Annotated in this window: 14 protein-coding genes, 3 tRNA genes and 3 rRNA genes; 5 read left to right on the top strand and 15 right to left on the bottom strand. The window is 58.9% G+C overall.

The genetic code is table 11. From position 1 onward, the window contains the following. The first annotated feature begins 112 nt into the window (after positions 1 to 112). The 3 genes from AB2B41_RS21555 to AB2B41_RS21545 all read left to right on the top strand — a co-directional run bounded on the left by AB2B41_RS21555 (position 113) and on the right by AB2B41_RS21545 (position 1,733). Complete coding sequence (locus AB2B41_RS21555; protein WP_367879891.1) at positions 113 to 295, top strand: DUF4244 domain-containing protein; 183 nt, start codon at positions 113 to 115, stop codon at positions 293 to 295. 215 nt (positions 296 to 510) lie between these two features. Beyond that, positions 511 to 987: a hemerythrin domain-containing protein gene (locus AB2B41_RS21550; RefSeq protein WP_367879890.1), complete on the top strand. Its 477-nt coding sequence runs from the start codon at positions 511 to 513 to the stop codon at positions 985 to 987. A 113-nt stretch (positions 988 to 1,100) separates the two neighbouring features. Next, positions 1,101 to 1,733, top strand: coding sequence for an MT-A70 family methyltransferase (locus tag AB2B41_RS21545; RefSeq protein WP_367879889.1), 633 nt, complete (start codon positions 1,101 to 1,103; stop codon positions 1,731 to 1,733). Here AB2B41_RS21545 and AB2B41_RS21540 read toward each other — a convergent pair. Beyond that, positions 1,713 to 2,486, bottom strand: a complete 774-nt coding sequence (locus AB2B41_RS21540; protein WP_367879888.1) for a BglII/BstYI family type II restriction endonuclease — start codon at positions 2,484 to 2,486, stop codon at positions 1,713 to 1,715. The genes AB2B41_RS21545 and AB2B41_RS21540 overlap by 21 nt on opposite strands. 4 nt (positions 2,487 to 2,490) lie before the next feature. Next, positions 2,491 to 4,350, bottom strand: coding sequence for an aspartate--tRNA ligase (gene aspS / locus AB2B41_RS21535; protein ID WP_367879887.1), 1,860 nt, complete (start codon positions 4,348 to 4,350; stop codon positions 2,491 to 2,493). A gap of 341 nt (positions 4,351 to 4,691) precedes the next feature. Here aspS and AB2B41_RS21530 point away from each other — a divergent pair, with 341 nt between their 5' ends. Continuing rightward, entirely contained in the window at positions 4,692 to 6,647 is a 1,956-nt protein-coding gene (locus AB2B41_RS21530) for a DUF4214 domain-containing protein (RefSeq protein ID WP_367879886.1), read from the top strand. A gap of 81 nt (positions 6,648 to 6,728) precedes the next feature. Here the strand turns inward: AB2B41_RS21530 and rpiB are convergent, their stop codons facing one another. The 9 genes from rpiB to msrP form a co-directional block, all read right to left on the bottom strand. Then, on the bottom strand, positions 6,729 to 7,178 hold the full coding sequence (gene rpiB / locus AB2B41_RS21525) for a ribose 5-phosphate isomerase B (protein ID WP_367879885.1): 450 nt from the start codon (positions 7,176 to 7,178) through the stop codon (positions 6,729 to 6,731). A 221-nt stretch (positions 7,179 to 7,399) separates the two neighbouring features. Then, positions 7,400 to 7,476, bottom strand: a tRNA-Met gene (locus tag AB2B41_RS21520). A 54-nt stretch (positions 7,477 to 7,530) separates the two neighbouring features. Further along, positions 7,531 to 7,645, bottom strand: a 5S ribosomal RNA gene (gene rrf, locus AB2B41_RS21515). Positions 7,646 to 7,765: 120 nt separating this feature from the next. Further along, positions 7,766 to 10,597, bottom strand: a 23S ribosomal RNA gene (locus AB2B41_RS21510). A gap of 398 nt (positions 10,598 to 10,995) precedes the next feature. Beyond that, positions 10,996 to 11,071, bottom strand: a tRNA-Ala gene (locus AB2B41_RS21505). Between the two features lie 20 nt (positions 11,072 to 11,091). After that, positions 11,092 to 11,168 (bottom strand) — tRNA-Ile (locus AB2B41_RS21500). A gap of 135 nt (positions 11,169 to 11,303) precedes the next feature. Continuing rightward, positions 11,304 to 12,763 (bottom strand): 16S ribosomal RNA (locus AB2B41_RS21495). Together the 16S, 23S and 5S rRNA genes with 3 tRNA genes alongside form the textbook arrangement of a ribosomal RNA operon. Before the next feature lie 825 nt (positions 12,764 to 13,588). Beyond that, positions 13,589 to 14,215 (bottom strand): protein-methionine-sulfoxide reductase heme-binding subunit MsrQ, encoded by a 627-nt coding sequence (gene msrQ, locus AB2B41_RS21490; protein WP_367879884.1) that lies wholly within the window; start codon positions 14,213 to 14,215, stop codon positions 13,589 to 13,591. Positions 14,216 to 14,278: 63 nt separating this feature from the next. Then, a complete protein-coding gene (msrP, locus tag AB2B41_RS21485) occupies positions 14,279 to 15,184 on the bottom strand; it encodes a protein-methionine-sulfoxide reductase catalytic subunit MsrP (RefSeq protein WP_367879883.1) in 906 nt (301 codons plus the stop codon). Positions 15,185 to 15,561: 377 nt separating this feature from the next. Here msrP and AB2B41_RS21480 point away from each other — a divergent pair, with 377 nt between their 5' ends. Continuing rightward, positions 15,562 to 16,044 (top strand): fasciclin domain-containing protein, encoded by a 483-nt coding sequence (locus tag AB2B41_RS21480; RefSeq protein ID WP_367879882.1) that lies wholly within the window; start codon positions 15,562 to 15,564, stop codon positions 16,042 to 16,044. A 36-nt stretch (positions 16,045 to 16,080) separates the two neighbouring features. Here the strand turns inward: AB2B41_RS21480 and AB2B41_RS21475 are convergent, their stop codons facing one another. From AB2B41_RS21475 to AB2B41_RS21460, 4 genes are all read right to left on the bottom strand, one after another. Next, on the bottom strand, positions 16,081 to 16,599 hold the full coding sequence (locus AB2B41_RS21475; RefSeq protein ID WP_367879881.1) for a GNAT family N-acetyltransferase: 519 nt from the start codon (positions 16,597 to 16,599) through the stop codon (positions 16,081 to 16,083). 96 nt (positions 16,600 to 16,695) lie between these two features. Continuing rightward, positions 16,696 to 17,139, bottom strand: a complete 444-nt coding sequence (locus AB2B41_RS21470) for a plastocyanin/azurin family copper-binding protein (protein ID WP_367879880.1) — start codon at positions 17,137 to 17,139, stop codon at positions 16,696 to 16,698. A gap of 120 nt (positions 17,140 to 17,259) precedes the next feature. Continuing rightward, positions 17,260 to 18,093, bottom strand: a complete 834-nt coding sequence (locus AB2B41_RS21465) for a class I SAM-dependent methyltransferase (protein WP_367879879.1) — start codon at positions 18,091 to 18,093, stop codon at positions 17,260 to 17,262. A gap of 143 nt (positions 18,094 to 18,236) precedes the next feature. Then, positions 18,237 to 19,088 carry an MBL fold metallo-hydrolase gene (locus tag AB2B41_RS21460; protein WP_367879878.1) on the bottom strand — a complete coding sequence of 284 codons (852 nt, stop codon included), beginning with the start codon at positions 19,086 to 19,088 and terminating at the stop codon, positions 18,237 to 18,239. Positions 19,089 to 19,307 lie beyond the last annotated feature (219 nt).

Here is a 19,307-nt window from a genome sequence, read left to right as displayed (position 1 = left end):
AGGAGGAGAGATCATCAACGAAGACGCTGAAGCGGACCGGCTGGAAGCCGGTGGTTTATCTCCAATAGATGGAAAATGAAATACAGGCATCAAGCCTTCAAAGGAGAGCAGAATGATAAAGAACAGACTACAGGCCTTTTTCCAGAACGAAAGCGGCGCCATCACCGTCGACTGGATCGTGCTGACCGCGGCCGTTGTCGCCCTTGCCGCCGTCACGATCACTGTCGTTCAGTCCGGCTCCGAAGGGTTGGCAGAGAACACGGGCAATTACATCTCATCCCACCCATTCTTCTAAGCGGGACCTCGCAACGCCGGTCCACGGCAGCAACATACTTCGAGGTGCCGACATCGTGCGGCGGGTACACAAAGTACCCGCAGCCTTCTGTCGCCTGGAGGGCCGGCACGGCATCCCGCACGATCTTCTTCGGCAAGGAAGTCGCGCAGAGCGCGATTCAGGCGGGAACCGCTTCGGCACCGGGGCGTTGGGCAGCGTAACGAAAGGAACCTCCCATGCCCAACATCTACGACGCCATCAAGGCAGACCATGACCTGCACCGCTCCCTGCTGAACGAACTGCTGGACACCAGCGGCGACAGCACCAAGCGCCAGAACGCCTGGAAGACGTTCTACGAGGACGTGAAATCCCACGCCGCGGCCGAGGAAGAGACGTTCTATTCCAAGCTCATTTCCAAGACCTGGGGCCAGGACGCCGCGCGCCATTCGGTACACGAGCACCAGCAGCTTGACGATTTGATGGAAGAGCTGAACGAGATGGACATGTCCTCCCCCGGCTGGCTGACCAAGTTCAAGACGCTCAAGCACGATTACGAGCACCACATGGAAGAGGAAGAGGACGAGGTCTTTACCCGCGCGCGCGAAGTGATCTCGGACGAGGAAATCGAAGGCTACGGCGACCGCTTCGAGGCCCGCAAAAAGGAAGAGCGCGGGCTGATCGAGGAAAAGAAGGAAGACAGCCTGGAGGATTGACGGGCGCCTTTACGATGCGTTAATCATGTTCGCTCAATGTTCCTGTGCATAAAGCGGAAAGGCTTTTGATCTTTCTGTTGCACCTCAGCGGCAGGCACCGCAATATGTTGGATATGAGCGACAACCCGTCACAAGATTTGCGGAGCTTCCTGGGGTCCGACAAATTCGGTTGCGTCATGGCGGACCCGCCATGGCGCTTTACCAACAGGACGGGCAAGGTCGCGCCAGAGCACAAGCGGCTCGCACGCTATCCCACGATGACGGTCGAGGATATCTGCGCCCTGCCGGTGGCCGACCACCTCGAAGACCGTGCGCATTGCTACATGTGGGTGCCCAACGCACTGCTGCCCGACGGGCTGCGCGTGCTGGATGCCTGGGGGTTCGAGTATAAATCCAACATCATCTGGCACAAGATCCGCAAGGACGGCGGCTCGGACGGGCGCGGTGTGGGCTTTTATTTCCGCAACGTGACCGAGATCTTGCTCTTTGGCGTGCGCGGCAAGAACGTGCGCACTCTGCCCCCCGGTCGGCGGCAGGTGAATATGCTGCAAACCCGCAAGCGCGAACATTCCCGCAAACCGGATGAGCAATACGAGCTGATCGAAAGCTGTTCCTGGGGTCCGTACCTCGAGCTTTTCGGCCGCGGCAAACGCGACGGCTGGACCGTCTGGGGCAATCAGGCGGATGCCGATTACAAGCCGACGTGGAAGACCTACAGTTACAATTCAGGCGTCGCCGCTGAATAGATCCGGTTCCGCCGGCAATTCCTCGTCCGTCAGCAGGCTCTCGGGCAATCCAATCAGCAATAGCGGACAGGGGTTGCCCACCCCCCGGTGCACACGGTCCTCCAGCTTGGCCCAATGGGTCGTCGCCTGACCGAACTTGTCCGCCACGAACTTGCGCGCAAAAGCATCCGCGAAATCCGCGCCCCTGGCCACCTGCCGTGCCACCGCGCGGCGCTGTGCCGGGGTGCGCGCGGCAATGCCCAGCCGCTCCAGATCGTCTTCCGATCGCAGCCCGTTCGCCTGCATCCACCCGGTGATCCGCCCCATCAGCGCATTCTGCAGGCTCCGCCCCCGCGTCACCACCATCCCGATGCTGATCGCCGAGATCGCATGCAGCCGCTGGAAATTTTCCAGATCCCGGTCAAAGAACGGGTCCTTGTTGTTCCACTCGATCTCAAGCGCCAGCACCCCTTTCGGGGTCCTGCGCACATGGTCGATCTCGTGGCTGATCCCCTCGCGCGGGATGCCGTCAACGATGGTCTGAACCGAGAAATTATGCTTTTTCCAAGACAGATCGTTCAGCGCCCGGCGCAACCGCTGCGTCTGCCCGCTCTCGCCGCCCCCGCCGCCGATCAGTTCTTTCAGTGATATCCGGTAGCCCTCCAATGCACCGACAAGCTCTGCCAGCGCATCCGGAAAGTCATGGGACAGGATGGCTTCGGCATGGTTGCGGGTTTCGACATCGAACCCCGCCTGCCTCAACCTGTCCAACATCTAATTACTCCTGCGGGATCACCCGCAGCCCCAGTTCCATCAGCTGATCGCTTGTCGGATCGCTGGGCGCGTTCATCATCAGGTCTTCGGCGCGCTGGTTCATCGGGAAGAGGATCACCTCGCGGATGTTCATCTCGTCCGCCAGCAGCATCACGATCCGGTCGATGCCCGCCGCACAACCGCCGTGCGGGGGCGCGCCGTACTGAAACGCGTTGACCATGCCGCCGAACCGCTTGCGCACCTCGGCCTCGTCATAGCCCGCGATCTCGAAGGCCTTGAACATGATCTCGGGCTTGTGGTTCCGAATGGCACCCGACACCAGCTCATAGCCGTTGCAGGCAAGGTCATACTGAAAGCCGCGCACGTCCAGAGGATCGCCATTCAGCGCCTCCATCCCGCCCTGCGGCATGGAAAACGGGTTGTGCTCAAAGTCGATCTTGCCGGTTTCCTCATCCTTTTCGTAGATCGGGAAATCCACGATCCAGGCAAAGGCGAAACGGTCCTTGTCCGTGAGCCCGAGTTCCTCGCCAATGATGTTGCGCGCCCGGCCCGCGATGGCCTCGAAGGTCTTGGGCTTGCCGCCAAGAAAGAAGGCGGCGTCGCCGACGTTCAGGCCCAACTGCTGCCGGATCGCCTCGGTGCGCTCAGGACCGATGTTCTTGGCCAGCGGCCCGGCCGCTTCCATACCGCCCGCGACCTCGCCAGACTTCAGCTTGGCCTGCGCTTCCTTCACGCTGATCCCCATCTCCTGCGCCACGGAATCCGCCGTCTTTTCGCGCCAGAAGATATACCCCATCCCCGGCAGCCCTTCCTTCTGGGCAAAGGCGTTCATCCGGTCACAGAACTTGCGCGACCCGCCCGTGGGCGCCGGGATCGCCCGCACCTCGGTGCCGTCCTGCTCCAGCAGCTTGGCGAAGATCGCGAAGCCGGAGCCGCGGAAATGCTCGCTCACCACCTGCATCTCGATGGGGTTACGCAGGTCGGGCTTGTCCGAACCGTACTTGAGCGCCGCGTCACGGTAGGAAATCTGCGGCCATGTCTCGGGCGCATCCACCTTCCGGCCACCGCCGAATTCCTCGAAAATCCCCGCGATCACGGGCGACACGGTGTCGAAGACATCCTGCTGCTCGACAAAGGACATCTCCATATCCAGCTGGTAGAAGTCGGTCGGCGAGCGGTCCGCGCGCGGGTCCTCGTCGCGGAAACAGGGCGCGATCTGGAAATACTTGTCAAAGCCCGAGACCATCAGCAGCTGCTTGAACTGCTGCGGCGCCTGCGGCAGCGCATAGAACTTGCCCGGATGCAGCCGCGAGGGCACCAGGAAATCGCGCGCGCCTTCGGGCGATGACGCGGTGATGATCGGCGTCTGGAACTCACGGAAATCCTGCGCCCACATCCGCTTGCGGATCGAGGCCACCACGTCCGACCGCAGCTTCATGTTCTCCTGCATCCGCTCGCGCCGCAAATCGAGGTAGCGATAGCGCAGGCGCGTTTCTTCGGGGTATTCCTGATCGCCGAAGACCTGCAGGGGAAGATCACCGTTCACCCGGCCCAGCACTTCCATGTCGCGGATGAACACCTCGATCTCGCCGGTCGGAATCTTGGCGTTGATCAGGCTTTCATCCCGCGCCTTCACTTCACCGTCGATCCGGATACACCATTCCGAGCGCACCTTCTCGACCTCGGCGAACACGGGGCTGTCAGGGTCACACAGCACCTGCGTCACGCCATAGTGATCGCGCAAGTCGATAAACAGCACCCCGCCATGGTCCCGCACCCGGTGGACCCAACCTGCCAGACGGACGGTCTCTCCCTTGTTCGAGATGTTCAGATCGGCGCAAGTATGGCTGCGATAGGCGTGCATGTCGGGTCCCTTCCAAGGGCTGAATTTGTTGGCGCAGGTACACCTTTCCGGGGCGGGGAAGTCAAGGGCGGGAGAGATGCTGAGTAGGCGCAAAACAGGCGAAAACCGGTATCTGTCGCGACGGCAGGGGGAATGTCACCCAATGCGCACATCCCCACCGCGCCGACGGGGCGTTGCAGATGGCGGCTTCCCAAGGTCCGGGGGCTTTTGTACAGTGAAACAAATACGCCCTTTCACTTTTCAGGATGCTCCCCGTGTAACCGCATGAAGAATTCAAGATTCTCTTTGATCAGACCTTTTCTGCCATAAACCAATTACTCCAGATCACAGGTCAGCCTGTGATGTCTCCGGTCGGCAATGTTCTTGATCTCACGGTAGAGCAATACCTTGCGGTCCTGGCCGATGGCGAAGCGCGGCTCCGCGCAATCCCGACGGCGGAATTGGACGCGGTGCTGAACAATGAGTTCTACACCAACCAGCTCGACGCCCAATCTCTCGCCTTCATCACCGCCCTGCGGGACGGTGACTACGTCACCGCCTTTGCCCCACTGGAAGCAGCACGTGACATCACTGACGGGTGGCCGCCCTACACGGTGATGCTTTATGTGCCGGGACAAACGCCGCCACCCCCCGTCACCGGCGGCGGAGGTACCGGCGGGGGCACCGGCGGAGGCACTGGTGGCGACACGGGCGGCGATACAGGTGGCGACACTGGCGGGGACACCGGCGGAGATACTGCCACCGGAGTAGCCGCAGCATTGACGACCTATCAGAACGGGCTGAACAACCTGCTATGGTCCGAGAATGCGGGCAACTATGCCTCGCCCGTCTACAATGTGGATGAAAACTCCGGCGCCTGGGTCAGTACGGGCACCAGCCCCGACAGCGTGGGGGGCTCCTCGCTCGCGGAATTCTACGAACAATTAGGGCAGGCGGCGGCACGCGCAGTGCTGGACTACGTGGCATCCCAGCAATCCCTGGTCGACGCGCTTGAAACCCAAGGTGTCACCAGCACCACGCTTGCCGCTGGTGTTGGAACGGCCGAGGATGCAGCCGCCCAGGCCCTGCAGACACTGCAATTCATCGGTGCCCTCCTCGCCGACGGAAACTTCGACCCCGACAGTGTCGAGGCGCAGGCGAATGCCCAGGCACAGGCATTGATCGCCGCGCTGGAAGCCCTGCTGCCGGGCACGGAGGGCGCGCTGGGCGGTATGACCATCGGGTCGCGCAACTCCGACCCCAGCTTCACCGTAAGCCCGGATGGCAGCGCCACCGGAACGGAACACGGCGACTGGTTCTACCTTTCGAACAACGCCGACAGTTTCGACGGGGGCGCCGGCCTGGACATCCTTTTTGGCCTTGCCGGTAACGACGATCTGAGCGGTGGCGCGGATGACGACAACCTTTTCGGCGGCGCGGATGACGACACGCTGATGGGTGGTGCCGGTAACGATGGCATCCATGGCGGCGCCGGTGACGGGGATACCGCCGTGTTCAGTGGCGCGATGGGCCGGTACACGCTCCAGCTTTCAAGCGATGGCTCGGTGATCGTACAGGACCGCGCCACAGGCGGGGACGATACCGATACGCTGACCGGGATCGAAACACTCTCCTTCTCCGAAGGCGCCACGATCTTTACCGACGGCACACTCGATCTGTCGATCATCCAGGGGATAACCGGTCTCGACCAGGCGGAAATCGCCACCTTCATCGAGCTCTACATCGCCTATTTCAACCGCGCGCCCGACGCGCTTGGCCTTTACTTCTGGGGGTCGGCTTTTGCCAATGGCACCACGCTGGAGGATATGGCCGCGCTGTTCCTCGACCAGGACGAGACGCGGGCGACCTACCCGTCGACCCTCAGCAACCTCGATTTCGCCAACCAGGTCTATTCCAACGTTCTGGGCCGCGCGGCGGACGAGGACGGACGGGACTTCTGGGTCGGCCTGCTTGACAGCGGTGCTGTCGGGCGGGAAACCTTCATCCTCGAAGTGTTGAAAGGCGCCAAGGCAGACCCGGCACCGGGCGCAAGCCAGGCCTTCATCGACCTGCAAACGGGCGACCGGAGCTATCTGTCGGACAAGACCGACATCGGCACCTATTACGCCGTGATCAAGGGGCTTTCTGACGTCTCGGATGCCTCCGCGGCGATGCAGCTTTACGTGCGCGGCGATACGAATTCGATTCAGACGGCGGTCGCACAGATCGACCAAGACTACATCGCCGCCGCCGCCAGTGACAGCGGTGAGTTGATTCTTCAGGTTATCGGCGTGGCGGACGATCCCTTCGCCGTCTGACGACACCTTGCAGGTTCAAACAAAAACCCGCCCCGGGAAATCGGGGCGGTTTTTTCAGTTTCAGGGCTGCCGGTCTGGATGTCAGCCTTCGATTGCCGTGATCATCTCGACCCGCGTTGCGTGACGGCCACCTTCGAATGTCGCCTCCAGAAACGCATCCACGATATCGAGCGCCAGCCCCTCACCCACGACCCGCGCGCCCATGGCAAGCATGTTCGCGTCATTGTGCTGCCGGATCATCCGGGCCGAGAACGTGTCGTGGCACACACCGCAGCGAATGCCGCGTACCTTGTTCGCCGCCATCATGATCCCCTGCCCCGTACCGCAAAGGATGATGCCAAGACTGCAATCGCCAGAGGCCACGCGCCGCGCGGCGGCTTCGCCATGCTGTGGATAATGCGTGCTTTCAGGTGTCTTCGGCCCGATGTCCTCAACCTCCCATCCCTTTTCTGAGATATGGGTCGCGATCGCTTGCCGCAGGCCGATGGCGGCGTGATCGCTGGAAAGGACGATGCGTTTGGTTTCGGGCATGGGCGTTTCCTCGCAGTCTGGTCTGACGGGCGATGATCTTGCCGCCCGTCTGGCCTGCCCTTACGCGAAACCGGGGGGAAAACCCAAGCCTCTTTTTCAGCAACGCTACGGAATGAAGCATGATCGCGGAAAGCGCTGAGAAGAAAAGCCACCACGCCAAGTGCGAGGACAAAAAAGACTAGGCCGAAAACAAAAAACCGCCCCACAGGGCGGCGAAAACTTGGTTGCGGGAGTAGGATTTGAACCTACGACCTTCAGGTTATGAGCCTGACGAGCTACCGGGCTGCTCCATCCCGCGCCACTAAGTTATGTATGATCATCGAAGAGAGATACAAATCCGAGGACTTGCTAGGTTTGGCGATGACCTACTCTCCCACGTTTTAAAACGCAGTACCATCGGCGCTAAGGCACTTAACGGCCAGGTTCGGGATGGGGCTGGGTGTTTTGCTCTCGCTATGATCACCAAACCAAGTAAATCCTCGGACGTCCAAGTCACGCACGCTAACGTGCTGTGTATGCTTTTGATTTTATTTTCGATGCGCTACCGCTCCGCTGCATTAGCGCGGAAAATCTCGCTTCTACTGGATCAAATCAAGCCTATCGAGCAATTAGTACCGGTCAACTGAACATGTTACCATGCTTACATCTCCGGCCTATCGACGAGATGGTCTATCTCGGCTCTCAGGGATACCTTGTTTTGAGGGGGGCTTCCCGCTTAGATGCCTTCAGCGGTTATCCTGTCCGATCATAGCTACCCTGCACTGCCGTTGGCACGACAACAGGTCCACCAGTGGATCGTTCACCCCGGTCCTCTCGTACTAGGGGCAACTCCTCTCAAGTATCCTACACCCACGGAAGATAGGGACCGAACTGTCTCACGACGTTCTAAACCCAGCTCACGTACCTCTTTAAACGGCGAACAGCCGTACCCTTGGGACCTGCTCCAGCCCCAGGATGAGATGAGCCGACATCGAGGTGCCAAACACTGCCGTCGATATGGACTCTTGGGCAGTATCAGCCTGTTATCCCCGGCGTACCTTTTATCCGTTGAGCGATGGCCCTCCCACTTGGGACCACCGGATCACTATGGCCGTCTTTCGACTCTGCTCGACTTGTCAGTCTCGCAGTCAGGCTGGCTTCTGCCATTGCACTCAACGAGCGATTTCCGACCGCTCTGAGCCAACCTTCGCGCGCCTCCGTTACGATTTAGGAGGCGACCGCCCCAGTCAAACTACCCACCACACAGGGTCCCGGATCCGGATAACGGACCGCGGTTAGACATCAAGCAAAGCAAGGGTGGTATCTCAAGGGAGGCTCCACAGAAACTGGCGTTCCTGCTTCAAAGCCCACCACCTATCCTGCACATGCTTGGCCTGATGCCAGTGTGAAGTTGTAGTAAAGGTGCACGGGGTCTTTCCGTCTAACCGCGGGAAACCTGCATCTTGACAGGTAATTCAATTTCGCTGAGTCTATGTTGGAGACAGCGGGGAAGTCGTTACGCCATTCGTGCAGGTCGGAACTTACCCGACAAGGAATTTCGCTACCTTAGGACCGTTATAGTTACGGCCGCCGTTTACCTGGGCTTCAATTCAGAGCTCTCACCCCTCCTTTTAACCTTCAGGCACCGGGCAGGCGTCAGACCCTATACGTCGTCTTGCGACTTCGCAGAGCCCTGTGTTTTTAATAAACAGTCGCCACCCCCTGGTTTGTGCCCCCAGCCCCTAGCTGCCTAGGAACCGGGCCTCCTTCTCGCGAACTTACGGAGGTATTTTGCCGAGTTCCTTCAACATAGTTCTCTCAAGCGCCTTGGTATTCTCTACCAGTCCACCTGTGTCGGTTTAGGGTACGATCTAATGATGGAGCTATTTCCAGGGACTTCTCAGCAGCCCAACCAATCCGATAAGGTTGAACTACACCTGAAATCCGTCACTTCCATCTGGCCCAGGAATATTAACCTGGTTCCCATCGACTACGCCTTTCGGCCTCGCCTTAGGGGTCGGCTTACCCTGCTCAGATTAGCTTTAAGCAGGAACCCTTGGACTTTCGGCGAGAGTGTCTCTCACACTCTTTGTCGCTACTCATGTCATCATTCTCACTAGTGATCTCTCCACGGGATCGCTCACGCGCCCGCTTCACAGAAAACTCCGCGTCTCCAATACCCCGAAGGGTTAAGGAGACATGGAGTTATGTCACACTACGCTCTGCTACCATGCAACTAGTGCATCCTCGGCTTCGGCTCATGGCTTGAGCCCCGTTACATCTTCGCCGCAAGACAACTTATTTAGACCAGTGAGCTGTTACGCTATCTTTAAAGGATGGCTGCTTCTAAGCCAACCTCCTGGTTGTTTTGGTCGTCTCACCTGCTTTCCCACTTAGCCATGAATTAGGGGCCTTAGCCGGAGGTCAGGGTTGTTTCCCTCTCCACGACGGACGTTAGCATTCGCCGTGTGTCTGCCATCTAGTACTCCTCGGTATTCGGAGTTTGGTTAGGATCAGTAAGCCTGTGGGGCCCCATTACCCATCCAGTGCTCTACCCCCGAGGGTATTCGGATGACGCTCTACCTAAATAGATTTCGCAGAGAACCAGCTATCTCCGAGTTTGATTGGCCTTTCACCCCTAGGCACAGCTCATCCCGATCCTTTTCAACGGATGTGGGTTCGGTCCTCCATTAGGTGTTACCCTAACTTCAACCTGGCCATGCCTAGATCACTCGGTTTCGGGTCTGATCCCACGAACTCGACGCCCTATTAAGACTCGCTTTCGCTGCGCCTACACCTAACGGCTTAAGCTTGCTCGTGAGACCAAGTCGATGACCCATTATACAAAAGGTACGCTGTCAGGGCGTAAAGCCCCTCCAACTGATTGTAGGCGTTCGGTTTCAGGTACTGTTTCACTCCCCTCGTCGGGGTGCTTTTCACCTTTCCCTCACGGTACTGGTTCACTATCGGTCAGTAAGGAGTACTTAGCCTTCGAAGGTGGTCCTCCGATCTTCGAACAGGATTTCACGTGTCCCGCCCTACTTAATACGTCCAATCATGCTTCTTATACGGGACTATCACCCACTCTGGTTGCGCATTCCAACGCATTCTAATCACACTCATGGCTCGGCTGGTCCCCGTTCGCTCGCCGCTACTAGGGGAGTATCAATTGATTTCCTTTCCTCCGGGTACTTAGATGTTTCAGTTCCCCGGGTTTGCCTTTTTAACCCTATGTATTCAGGTTAAAAATACCTGTTTGACCCCATTATTGAAGCCTGCCGAAGCAGGTAACAATAACAGAGTATCAGGTGGGTTGCCCCATTCAGAGATCCATGGATCAAAGCCTATTCTCGGCTCCTCATGGCTTATCGCAGAGTATCACGTCTTTCATCGCCTCTTACTGCCAAGGCATTCACCAAACGCCCTTTTCGCGCTTGATTTGATCCAGAAAAAGCAAGACTTGCGTCCCACGCGATCGGCAGAAGCTGGTAAGAAACTGCTGATCCTTATTCTGAACCAAAAGCATACTTTCCCGCCCCGATCCGTGCGGATCAGGACAATGGTTCGACTTGCGTCGAACCGGGTTAGTGTACTTGACTTGGACAACACCGTTCGTTTCAGCCGGGATATCTACAGATCAGCGAGGAAGCACCGAGCCTGTAAACCTTCCACAGAAGTGGAGCCGAACTGAGATCAATGCCTTACTTAGCACGATCAAACAGTGTCGTTATTGTATCTCTCTAAACGATGTCAAATCCGTGCAATCCGAAGGATCGTCACGATCATCCAGGACTGGATGGCAAAGCCTGCTGGCTTAACGATCAAGTCTTGGCATGGATGGTGGAGCCTAGGAGGATCGAACTCCTGACCTCCTGAATGCAAATCAGGCGCTCTCCCAGCTGAGCTAAGGCCCCATCAGGTCCCCGCAGGGATATGGTGGGTCGAGGAGGACTTGAACCTCCGACCTCACGCTTATCAGGCGTGCGCTCTAACCACCTGAGCTACCGACCCAGACAGGCCGGTAGGCCTGAAATTTAAATGAAGAGATATGAGGACGGCTCGGTCCGATGATTGATCGGCTTTGATTGCCGATCTTGCTAAGTGTTCCACGATTGATGCGAGCATCAATTCTAGGAACATCCTTAGAAAGGAGGTGATCCAGCCGCAGGTTCCCCTACGGCTACCTTGTTACGACTTCACCCCAGTCGCTGATCCTACCGTGGTCCGCTGCCTCCAAAAGGTTAGCGCACGGCCGTCGGGTAGAACCAACTCCCATGGTGTGACGGGCGGTGTGTACAAGGCCCGGGAACGTATTCACCGCGTCATGCTGTTACGCGATTACTAGCGATTCCGACTTCATGGGGTCGAGTTGCAGACCCCAATCCGAACTGAGATGGCTTTTGGGGATTAACCCACTGTCACCACCATTGTAGCACGTGTGTAGCCCAACCCGTAAGGGCCATGAGGACTTGACGTCATCCACACCTTCCTCCCGCTTATCACGGGCAGTTTCTTTAGAGTGCCCAGCCGAACTGCTGGCAACTAAAGATGTGGGTTGCGCTCGTTGCCGGACTTAACCGAACATCTCACGACACGAGCTGACGACAGCCATGCAGCACCTGTCACTGCGCCACCGAAGTGGACGCCCGATCTCTCGGGTTAGCACAGGATGTCAAGGGTTGGTAAGGTTCTGCGCGTTGCTTCGAATTAAACCACATGCTCCACCGCTTGTGCGGGCCCCCGTCAATTCCTTTGAGTTTTAATCTTGCGACCGTACTCCCCAGGCGGAATGCTTAATCCGTTAGGTGTGTCACCGAACAGTATACTGCCCGACGACTGGCATTCATCGTTTACGGTGTGGACTACCAGGGTATCTAATCCTGTTTGCTCCCCACACTTTCGCACCTCAGCGTCAGTATCGAGCCAGTGAGCCGCCTTCGCCACTGGTGTTCCTCCGAATATCTACGAATTTCACCTCTACACTCGGAATTCCACTCACCTCTCTCGAACTCAAGACTACCAGTATCAAAGGCAGTTCCGGGGTTGAGCCCCGGGATTTCACCCCTGACTTAATAGTCCGCCTACGCGCGCTTTACGCCCAGTAATTCCGAACAACGCTAACCCCCTCCGTATTACCGCGGCTGCTGGCACGGAGTTAGCCGGGGTTTCTTTACCAGGTACTGTCATTATCATCCCTGGCGAAAGTGCTTTACGACCCTAGGGCCTTCATCACACACGCGGCATGGCTAGATCAGGCTTGCGCCCATTGTCTAAGATTCCCCACTGCTGCCTCCCGTAGGAGTCTGGGCCGTGTCTCAGTCCCAGTGTTGCTGATCATCCTCTAAAACCAGCTATAGATCGTAGACTTGGTAGGCCATTACCCCACCAACTATCTAATCTAACGCGGGCCGATCCTTCTCCGATAAATCTTTCCCCCGAAGGGCGTATACGGTATTACTCATCGTTTCCAATGGCTATTCCGTAGAGAAGGGCACGTTCCCACGCGTTACTAACCCGTCCGCCGCTCACCCGAAGGTGCGCTCGACTTGCATGTGTTAGGCCTGCCGCCAGCGTTCGTTCTGAGCCAGGATCAAACTCTCAAGTTGAAAAGCTGTTGCCAGCTTATCCTTGACGTTCGAACCTCTGCACATCGTTCTGCATCCATTACTGAAAGATACAGAACAGTCTCTGTTTGTGTGCTTCAGCTACAAAGTAGCGAAAGCCGTACAAACAGTGAAGCTGACACTCCATCATCGCCCGAAGGCTAGGAGCGCGATATACAGACGTTGATCCATCGAATGAACCAAACCGCCCACATATCTCTTCATGTTCTTTTCAATTTCAAAGAGCGTAGAGGACAAAAGAGACTGAGATGCGCCCTGACTTCTTGGCGCGCCCCGCCCTAATACCTCTGGTATTTCTTATCCGCCTCGTTTCCGTCTGTCTGCGTTTCCGCTTCTGTCTGGGCCGTCTGGCGCCCCGTTGGTGCATCTCTGCGCCGCCGGTGAGGGGGTATTTACGTCTGGGGGCCGGAAGCCGCAACCCCTTTTTTCAAGAAAAGTGCATTTTTTGTGCCGACCCGCATTTTTTTTGTAAAAACAGGGGTTTGCTTGTGAAAAATTTCGGTTTTGCCCCCTTTTGGGCAGCTTTATTGCTCTGACCATGGGTCACCTCCCTAGGCCCAAATGCTAGATATAGCGTTATCCACAGGGATACCCCCAAGTCCGCGAGAGACTCATCCCGTTTGCGCGAACATTTTTCGGATGAATCGGGTGAATCGGCCCCCGACTCGCGGTGAATCGCTCTGCCCGACTCGCCGAAATCTGGAATCACGCCGCCTCACCCCGCTTCTCCGTCGACTCGCACGGCCCCGGAAAGGCAAAAGGCCGCCCCAACGGACGGCCCCCTATACTATATACTATGGCACCTGCTCAGCTTGCCGCCCGAACCTGCGCCTTTGTCTTTCTCAATCGCAGCGCCAGCAGCCCCAGAATCACGGCCATGTACACCAATGGCTCAAGCTGGAACCCTTTCGCCAGCCAGATGTAATGCACCCCGCCCAGGATCACGGCCACATAGGTCAGCTTGTGCAGCTGTCGCCACTTCGGCCCCAGCTTGCGCACCGACCAGTTGTTAGAGGTCAGCGCCAGCGGCAGCAGCAGCACGAATCCCGCCATCCCGATGGTGATGTAGGGCCGCTTGAGGATATCCGCGACCACCCGGTCCAGCGTCTGCACATCGAGAAACGCCCAGACCAGCAGGTGCAGCGCCACGTAGGTGAACGCCAAAAGCCCGAAGGCCCGCCGGAACTTGATCAGGTTGATCCCGAAGAACTGCCGCAACGGCGTGATGCACAGCCCGATGATCAGCAGCTGCAGCGCGATCTCACCGTATTCATGCTCCAGCGCCTTGACCGGATCGGGGCCCAACTCCCCTATCACTCCCAGATAGAAGAAGTAGGGGGCGGGCAAGACGTAGAGTATATAGACAACCCACGTCGGGATCCGACGGGCCGTCTGGTTGATGGTATCTGTGATCCCGCTCATACCTTTGCTCATGGCACCGATTTCTTCAAAGAAATCGGACCGGAGTTTTCAAAAACTCCGCGCCCCTTTCACCCCTTAGTAATTCGCCCTCAGGTCCATCCCCGCATAAAGCGAGGCGACCTCTTCCTCGTAGCCGTTGAACATCAGCGTCGGCTGCCGCTTGGCGAAAAGCCCGCTGCCCACCACCCGCTCGCTCGCCTGTGACCAGCGCGGGTGATCCACCTCAGGGTTCACATTGCTATAAAAGCCGTATTCGCGCGGGTTCGCCTTGTTCCAGCTTGTCGGCGGCTCGTCCTCGGTCAGCGTGATCCGCACGATCGACTTGATCGACTTGAACCCGTACTTCCACGGCACCACCAGCCGCAGCGGCGCGCCGTTCTGGTTAGGAATGTCCTTGCCGTAAATCCCCGTCGCCATGATCGTCAGCGGGTGCATCGCCTCATCCAGCCGCAGGCCCTCGACATAGGGCCAGTCCAGAACCGGGAACCGCACGCCCGGCATCTCGTCGGGGCGCAGCGCCGTCTCAAAGGCCACGTATTTCGCGCCTGCCTGAACCCCCGCCATCTGCAGCAGGTCCGCCAGCTCGAACCCGTTCCACGGGATCACCATCGACCACGCCTCGACACAGCGGAAGCGATAGATGCGCTCCTCCACGGTCATCGCCTGCATGATATCTGCAAAGGCATAATCGCCGGGGCGGTCCACCAGCCCGTCAATCTTCGCCGACCAGGGGGAGGTTGTCAGCATATGCGCGTTTCGCGCCGGATCGTCCTTGCCGGTGCCGAACTCGTAGTAATTGTTGTAAGAGGTAATGTCCTCGAATCTGTTGGGCTCAAGTGCCCCCTGCGCCCGAGCCGTTCCGCCCACAGCCGCAAGCCCCAGCCCCGCCACCGCGCTGCCAATGATCTGCCGCCGGTTCAGATACGCAGCCTCCGGCGTCACATCGGCAGGGGTCAGATTGTTCTTCCAGCGGTAGGCCATCGGTCACGTCTCCTTCGTCAATGTCGTGCAACTTACCTAGTGCCGCAGGCGATCGGCACCAAATCAAAAGCCTGCACGTTTCATCCAGCACACCGGAATGTCAGAAATCGGGAGCCAAACGCGACCGGACCTGATGTACCTGAAGCGACCTGCCGGTACGGCAACAAGGATGGTCACTTTACCGCACCCCTCGCACCTGCCCGAGCAGATTTCCGCCCGAATTCCAATGCCTTCGGCGGAAAATTACCCAAAGAAAGCCGGGTTTGAACCAACTGTGCGATGGGCCCTCTTTTTGGTGAACCAAGGCCCTCCCATCTGCGTATCACCTTCGATGCAAGACACCGCATCGGTTCACTTAGTAAAGGGAGAAACACCTAATGATCCGTACTACTGCACTTGCGATTTCCGCCGCCGCACTGATCGGCACCGCCGCCTTCGCAGGCTCCATGAAGAAGGACATCGTGGACACCGCATCCAACGCCGGGAGCTTCAGCACCCTGCTGGCCGCAGCCGAGGCAGCAGGTCTGGTCGACACCCTGAAGGGCGATGGCCCCTTCACGGTTTTCGCGCCCACCGATGAAGCTTTCGCCGCGCTGCCCGAGGGCACCGTCGAAAACCTGCTGAAGCCCGAGAACAAGGACCAGCTGGCCGCGATCCTCACCTACCACGTCGTGCCGGGCAAGGTGATGTCCACCGACCTGACCGATGACATGGAAGCCGCGACCGTTCAGGGCGCCTCGCTGACCATCGACCTCGACAACGGCGTGATGGTCGAAGAAGCCACCGTCACCCAGGCCGACATCGAAACCTCGAATGGCGTCATCCACGTCATCGACAAGGTGATGCTGCCTGGTTCCTAAGACCCCGTAGTCTGACAGAGAACCGGACCCGCTGGCCTAGGCTGGCGGGTCTTTCTTTTCCGAGGGCTCAAGGGCGAAATAAACGCTGTCGTACCACGTCCCGGCAATCTCGATGGTCTTTTCCGCCCGGCCTGTTTCCCGAAACCCCAGCTTGGTCAGCAGCGCGATGGAGGCTTGGTTGTCCGGATCCACATCGGCCGTGATCTCCGTCAACCGCATGTCTTCGAATCCATGCGCGATTAGTGCCCTTAGCGCCTCTTCCGCGATCCCCAGTCGCCAATAGTCTGGGTGGATAATGTACCCGATCTCCGGCACCTGCCAGAGCCCCGCTTTGCCGATCACCTTTCCCTCCAGTTCTATCACAAGTTCCAGATGGGACGCCGGATCACCGCCTATCGACGCCTCGATCATCCCGGCGGTTACCTCCGGTGTCGCGTGGGGCGGGGTGCTCCAGTACCGCATCGCCTCCGGATGGGAAAAGACCGCAAAAAGCGCGTCACGATCCTCGCGCCGGAAAGGCCGCAGGACAAGGCGTTCTGTCTTGAGGATCGTCATGAAAGCAACGCTACAGCAGCGTCGCGCTATTCTCCAGAACGGCCAATAAGAAAGGGCGCCGCAGGGGCGCCCTTTCTGAGCTCAATTCCCGCCGGTTCAGGAGTTTTCCTGAGCCTGCGCCACAAGCTCTTCGATCTTGTCGCCGGCCTTGCCGCGAATGCGCGCATCAAGCACCGCTTCCGCATTCGACGTATCGCCACCTGCCACGATCAGTGCGGCCATGCCCACGCTCACGTGCGGCTGGCAGACGACCGCGGTCAGACCGGGCGCGGTGATCTCGAATTCCACTTCCTGATTGATCCGGCCCTTGAAGCCTTCCTGCCCCTCGGGGATCGCGCCATCGACCGACTGCGCGTTATGGCCCCGGTCGGTCGGGATGAAGCGGATGATATCGCCCACTTCGGCCACGATCAGCTCCTGGCTGAACGCCATGACCCGGCCGTCGTCGGTCCGGTTCAGCATTTCGATCTCGATCACATCCGCAAAGGCGGGTGCCGCCAGGGCGATGCTTGCGACGGCGCTCATCAAAAGACGTTTCATTGCGTCTCTCCTTTCTGTTTCCGTTGACTTGGAAAACAAGAAAGAACGAATGATGTTCCGCGCCAGAGACGGCTTGTCGCAGCCTGGCTCACAGGTCCGTGAGTGCAGCGTGTTTCGGGCTCAACCCCGCCGAACGGCGCGCACGCAAACGTCCATGCCCGCTTTTGCATCCGGCGTGATCCAGACGTCCTCCGGCCCGAAATCGATCGCGGACGGCGTGCCCGCACGCCGCGCGTTCAGCCGTTGAAGCAGGCCCAGTCCGCCTTGCCGCCACGCCTCCGGCAAACCCGGCAGGGTAAAGGGAAGCGTGGCGCGGCGCAGCATCAGCGTCCGCGCGTCTTCACGCGCCAGGACGTCCGCCCGGGCCGTTGTGCCATGCAGGCTGACCTCGGCGAATTTCTCACCGACAAGGGTGCCCAGCTCACCGGGTGAAAATTCATGCAGGTGGTGACGGTTCCACGGCTTCTGCCAGCCATAAAGCCGGATGGTCCGATCCGGCGTCACGACAAAGACCACGCCACCCGGGCGCAGCACCCTGTGACACTCGGCCAGATAGCCGCGCGCGTCCGGCACATGTTCGATCACCTGATTTGACACCACCACGTCAAAGGACCCGTCCGCAAACCGCAGCGGCTCTTCCTCGACCGGCTTGATCGTCTCGAAGGAAAGGTTGTTGTGTTGGAATGCCCTGCGCGACGCCGCGACCGCTTCGTCGGACACATCAACCCCGGTAACTGATCTTGCGACCCCCGCCAACTGCGCGCTGCCATGACCCGTACCCGCCCCGAAGTCGAGCACATCCTTGCCAGCCGCTTCCGCACAGAACCACTCATAGGCCACGAAGTGACGCAAATAGATCATGTAAAGCCCGGGATCGGCCCGGTAGTGGTCCATATCCACCCGCTCGGATGTGTATGTGCTGGGGGAGATATGAGCGGTCATGTCTGCTTGCATGGTCTGTCCGTTCTGCTGCTGTGCCTCGATTCTCCCCTCCTGCCTATCGGCCAATTTGGCCAATGATATGACCAAAACCGCCTGAGGGTGCGATTGATCTGTGGCGTCGGGGCGGCACCAGGGGAATGGGTTGGGCGATGTCCCTAGCCCTGATCATCCCAGCGGAACGCGCCCTTCTCGGCCCTGACCCGCCCGATGGACGGCAGCGCAAAATGGCTCCCCAGCACCGTGCAATCCGCCTCCGCCGCATCCTCCAGCAACTGCCTGCGCGACGCCACCGCGCGTTCTGCATCCACGTCGAACTTGAAATGCCATTCCGGATGACGGCACTGCACCGAGGAATGCAGCGCATCGCCCGTGATCACCGCCACGCGCCCCCCGCTCTCGATCCGCACCGACACATGTCCCGGCGTATGCCCCGGCGTCGGCACCAGCGAAACCTCATCGCCAAGCCGATGCCCCGCCTCCACCAGCTCCGCCTGCCCCGCCTCGATCACCGGCAGCACGCTTTCCTTATACATATCCCCATCACGCACGCGCTGAACGGATTCGTCCGCCGCAGGCATCAGGTACTTCGCCTTCGGGAAGGTCGGTGTCCAGCGCCCATCCTCCAGCCGCGTGTTCCAGCCCACGTGATCCGTGTGCAGATGCGTACACAGCACGTAATCCACGTCCTCGACCACAATGCCCGCCCCCGTCAGCGACGCCATGAACCGCGTGTCCGACCGCTTGTGCCAGTCCGACAGGTTCGGCACCGTCTTGTCATTGCCGACGCAGCTGTCAACGAGGATCACATGCGACGGCGTCTTCAGCAAAAACCCCTGTATCGGCAGGATCAGCCGCCCGCTTGCCGGACACAGCCCGCCGGGCACGTTCTCCTCCACGATCCGCGCCACATCGGGCCCGGCGGTCGGAAACAGCTCCTCCGGCGTCAGAAACGGCGCGTGGATATCGAGAATACGCCAGACCTCGACCTCTCCGATCTTGCACAGCATGGGCAGGTCTCCTTTCAAAGACAAACCCTACCGTCATTCCAACCCCGTGCAACCGCGTAGGCCGGGGTTCACCCCGGCAGGCGGCGCCGGACGATTGAAATGTCCGGCGATTTGAGCCTATTCCCAGTGTCAGCTCTGCGGAGATAGTGTTGAAAAAGTCCGTTGATTGGTTGGTCTGCCGCTGATTCACTCTGATTAAGAGTGGAGGTGCGGCGATGA

It is taken from the genome of Sulfitobacter sediminis, from assembly GCF_040811725.1.
GTDB lineage: Bacteria > Pseudomonadota > Alphaproteobacteria > Rhodobacterales > Rhodobacteraceae > Sulfitobacter > Sulfitobacter sediminis.
Note: the sequence above shows the minus strand (reverse complement) of the source record. Positions and strands in the feature narration are given on the sequence as shown.

Coding starts and splice junctions, on each gene's coding strand:
- msrP (WP_367879883.1), bottom strand. CDS start 15,184: ATGGCCTACCGCTGGAAGAACAATCTGACCCCTGCCGATGTGACGCCG.
- AB2B41_RS21475 (WP_367879881.1), bottom strand. CDS start 16,599: ATGACGATCCTCAAGACAGAACGCCTTGTCCTGCGGCCTTTCCGGCGC.
- AB2B41_RS21540 (WP_367879888.1), bottom strand. CDS start 2,486: ATGTTGGACAGGTTGAGGCAGGCGGGGTTCGATGTCGAAACCCGCAAC.
- AB2B41_RS21550 (WP_367879890.1), top strand. CDS start 511: ATGCCCAACATCTACGACGCCATCAAGGCAGACCATGACCTGCACCGC.
- rpiB (WP_367879885.1), bottom strand. CDS start 7,178: ATGCCCGAAACCAAACGCATCGTCCTTTCCAGCGATCACGCCGCCATC.
- AB2B41_RS21465 (WP_367879879.1), bottom strand. CDS start 18,093: ATGCAAGCAGACATGACCGCTCATATCTCCCCCAGCACATACACATCC.
- AB2B41_RS21460 (WP_367879878.1), bottom strand. CDS start 19,088: ATGCTGTGCAAGATCGGAGAGGTCGAGGTCTGGCGTATTCTCGATATC.
- AB2B41_RS21555 (WP_367879891.1), top strand. CDS start 113: ATGATAAAGAACAGACTACAGGCCTTTTTCCAGAACGAAAGCGGCGCC.
- AB2B41_RS21530 (WP_367879886.1), top strand. CDS start 4,692: ATGTCTCCGGTCGGCAATGTTCTTGATCTCACGGTAGAGCAATACCTT.
- AB2B41_RS21470 (WP_367879880.1), bottom strand. CDS start 17,139: ATGAAACGTCTTTTGATGAGCGCCGTCGCAAGCATCGCCCTGGCGGCA.
- AB2B41_RS21545 (WP_367879889.1), top strand. CDS start 1,101: ATGAGCGACAACCCGTCACAAGATTTGCGGAGCTTCCTGGGGTCCGAC.
- msrQ (WP_367879884.1), bottom strand. CDS start 14,215: ATGAGCAAAGGTATGAGCGGGATCACAGATACCATCAACCAGACGGCC.
- AB2B41_RS21480 (WP_367879882.1), top strand. CDS start 15,562: ATGATCCGTACTACTGCACTTGCGATTTCCGCCGCCGCACTGATCGGC.
- aspS (WP_367879887.1), bottom strand. CDS start 4,350: ATGCACGCCTATCGCAGCCATACTTGCGCCGATCTGAACATCTCGAAC.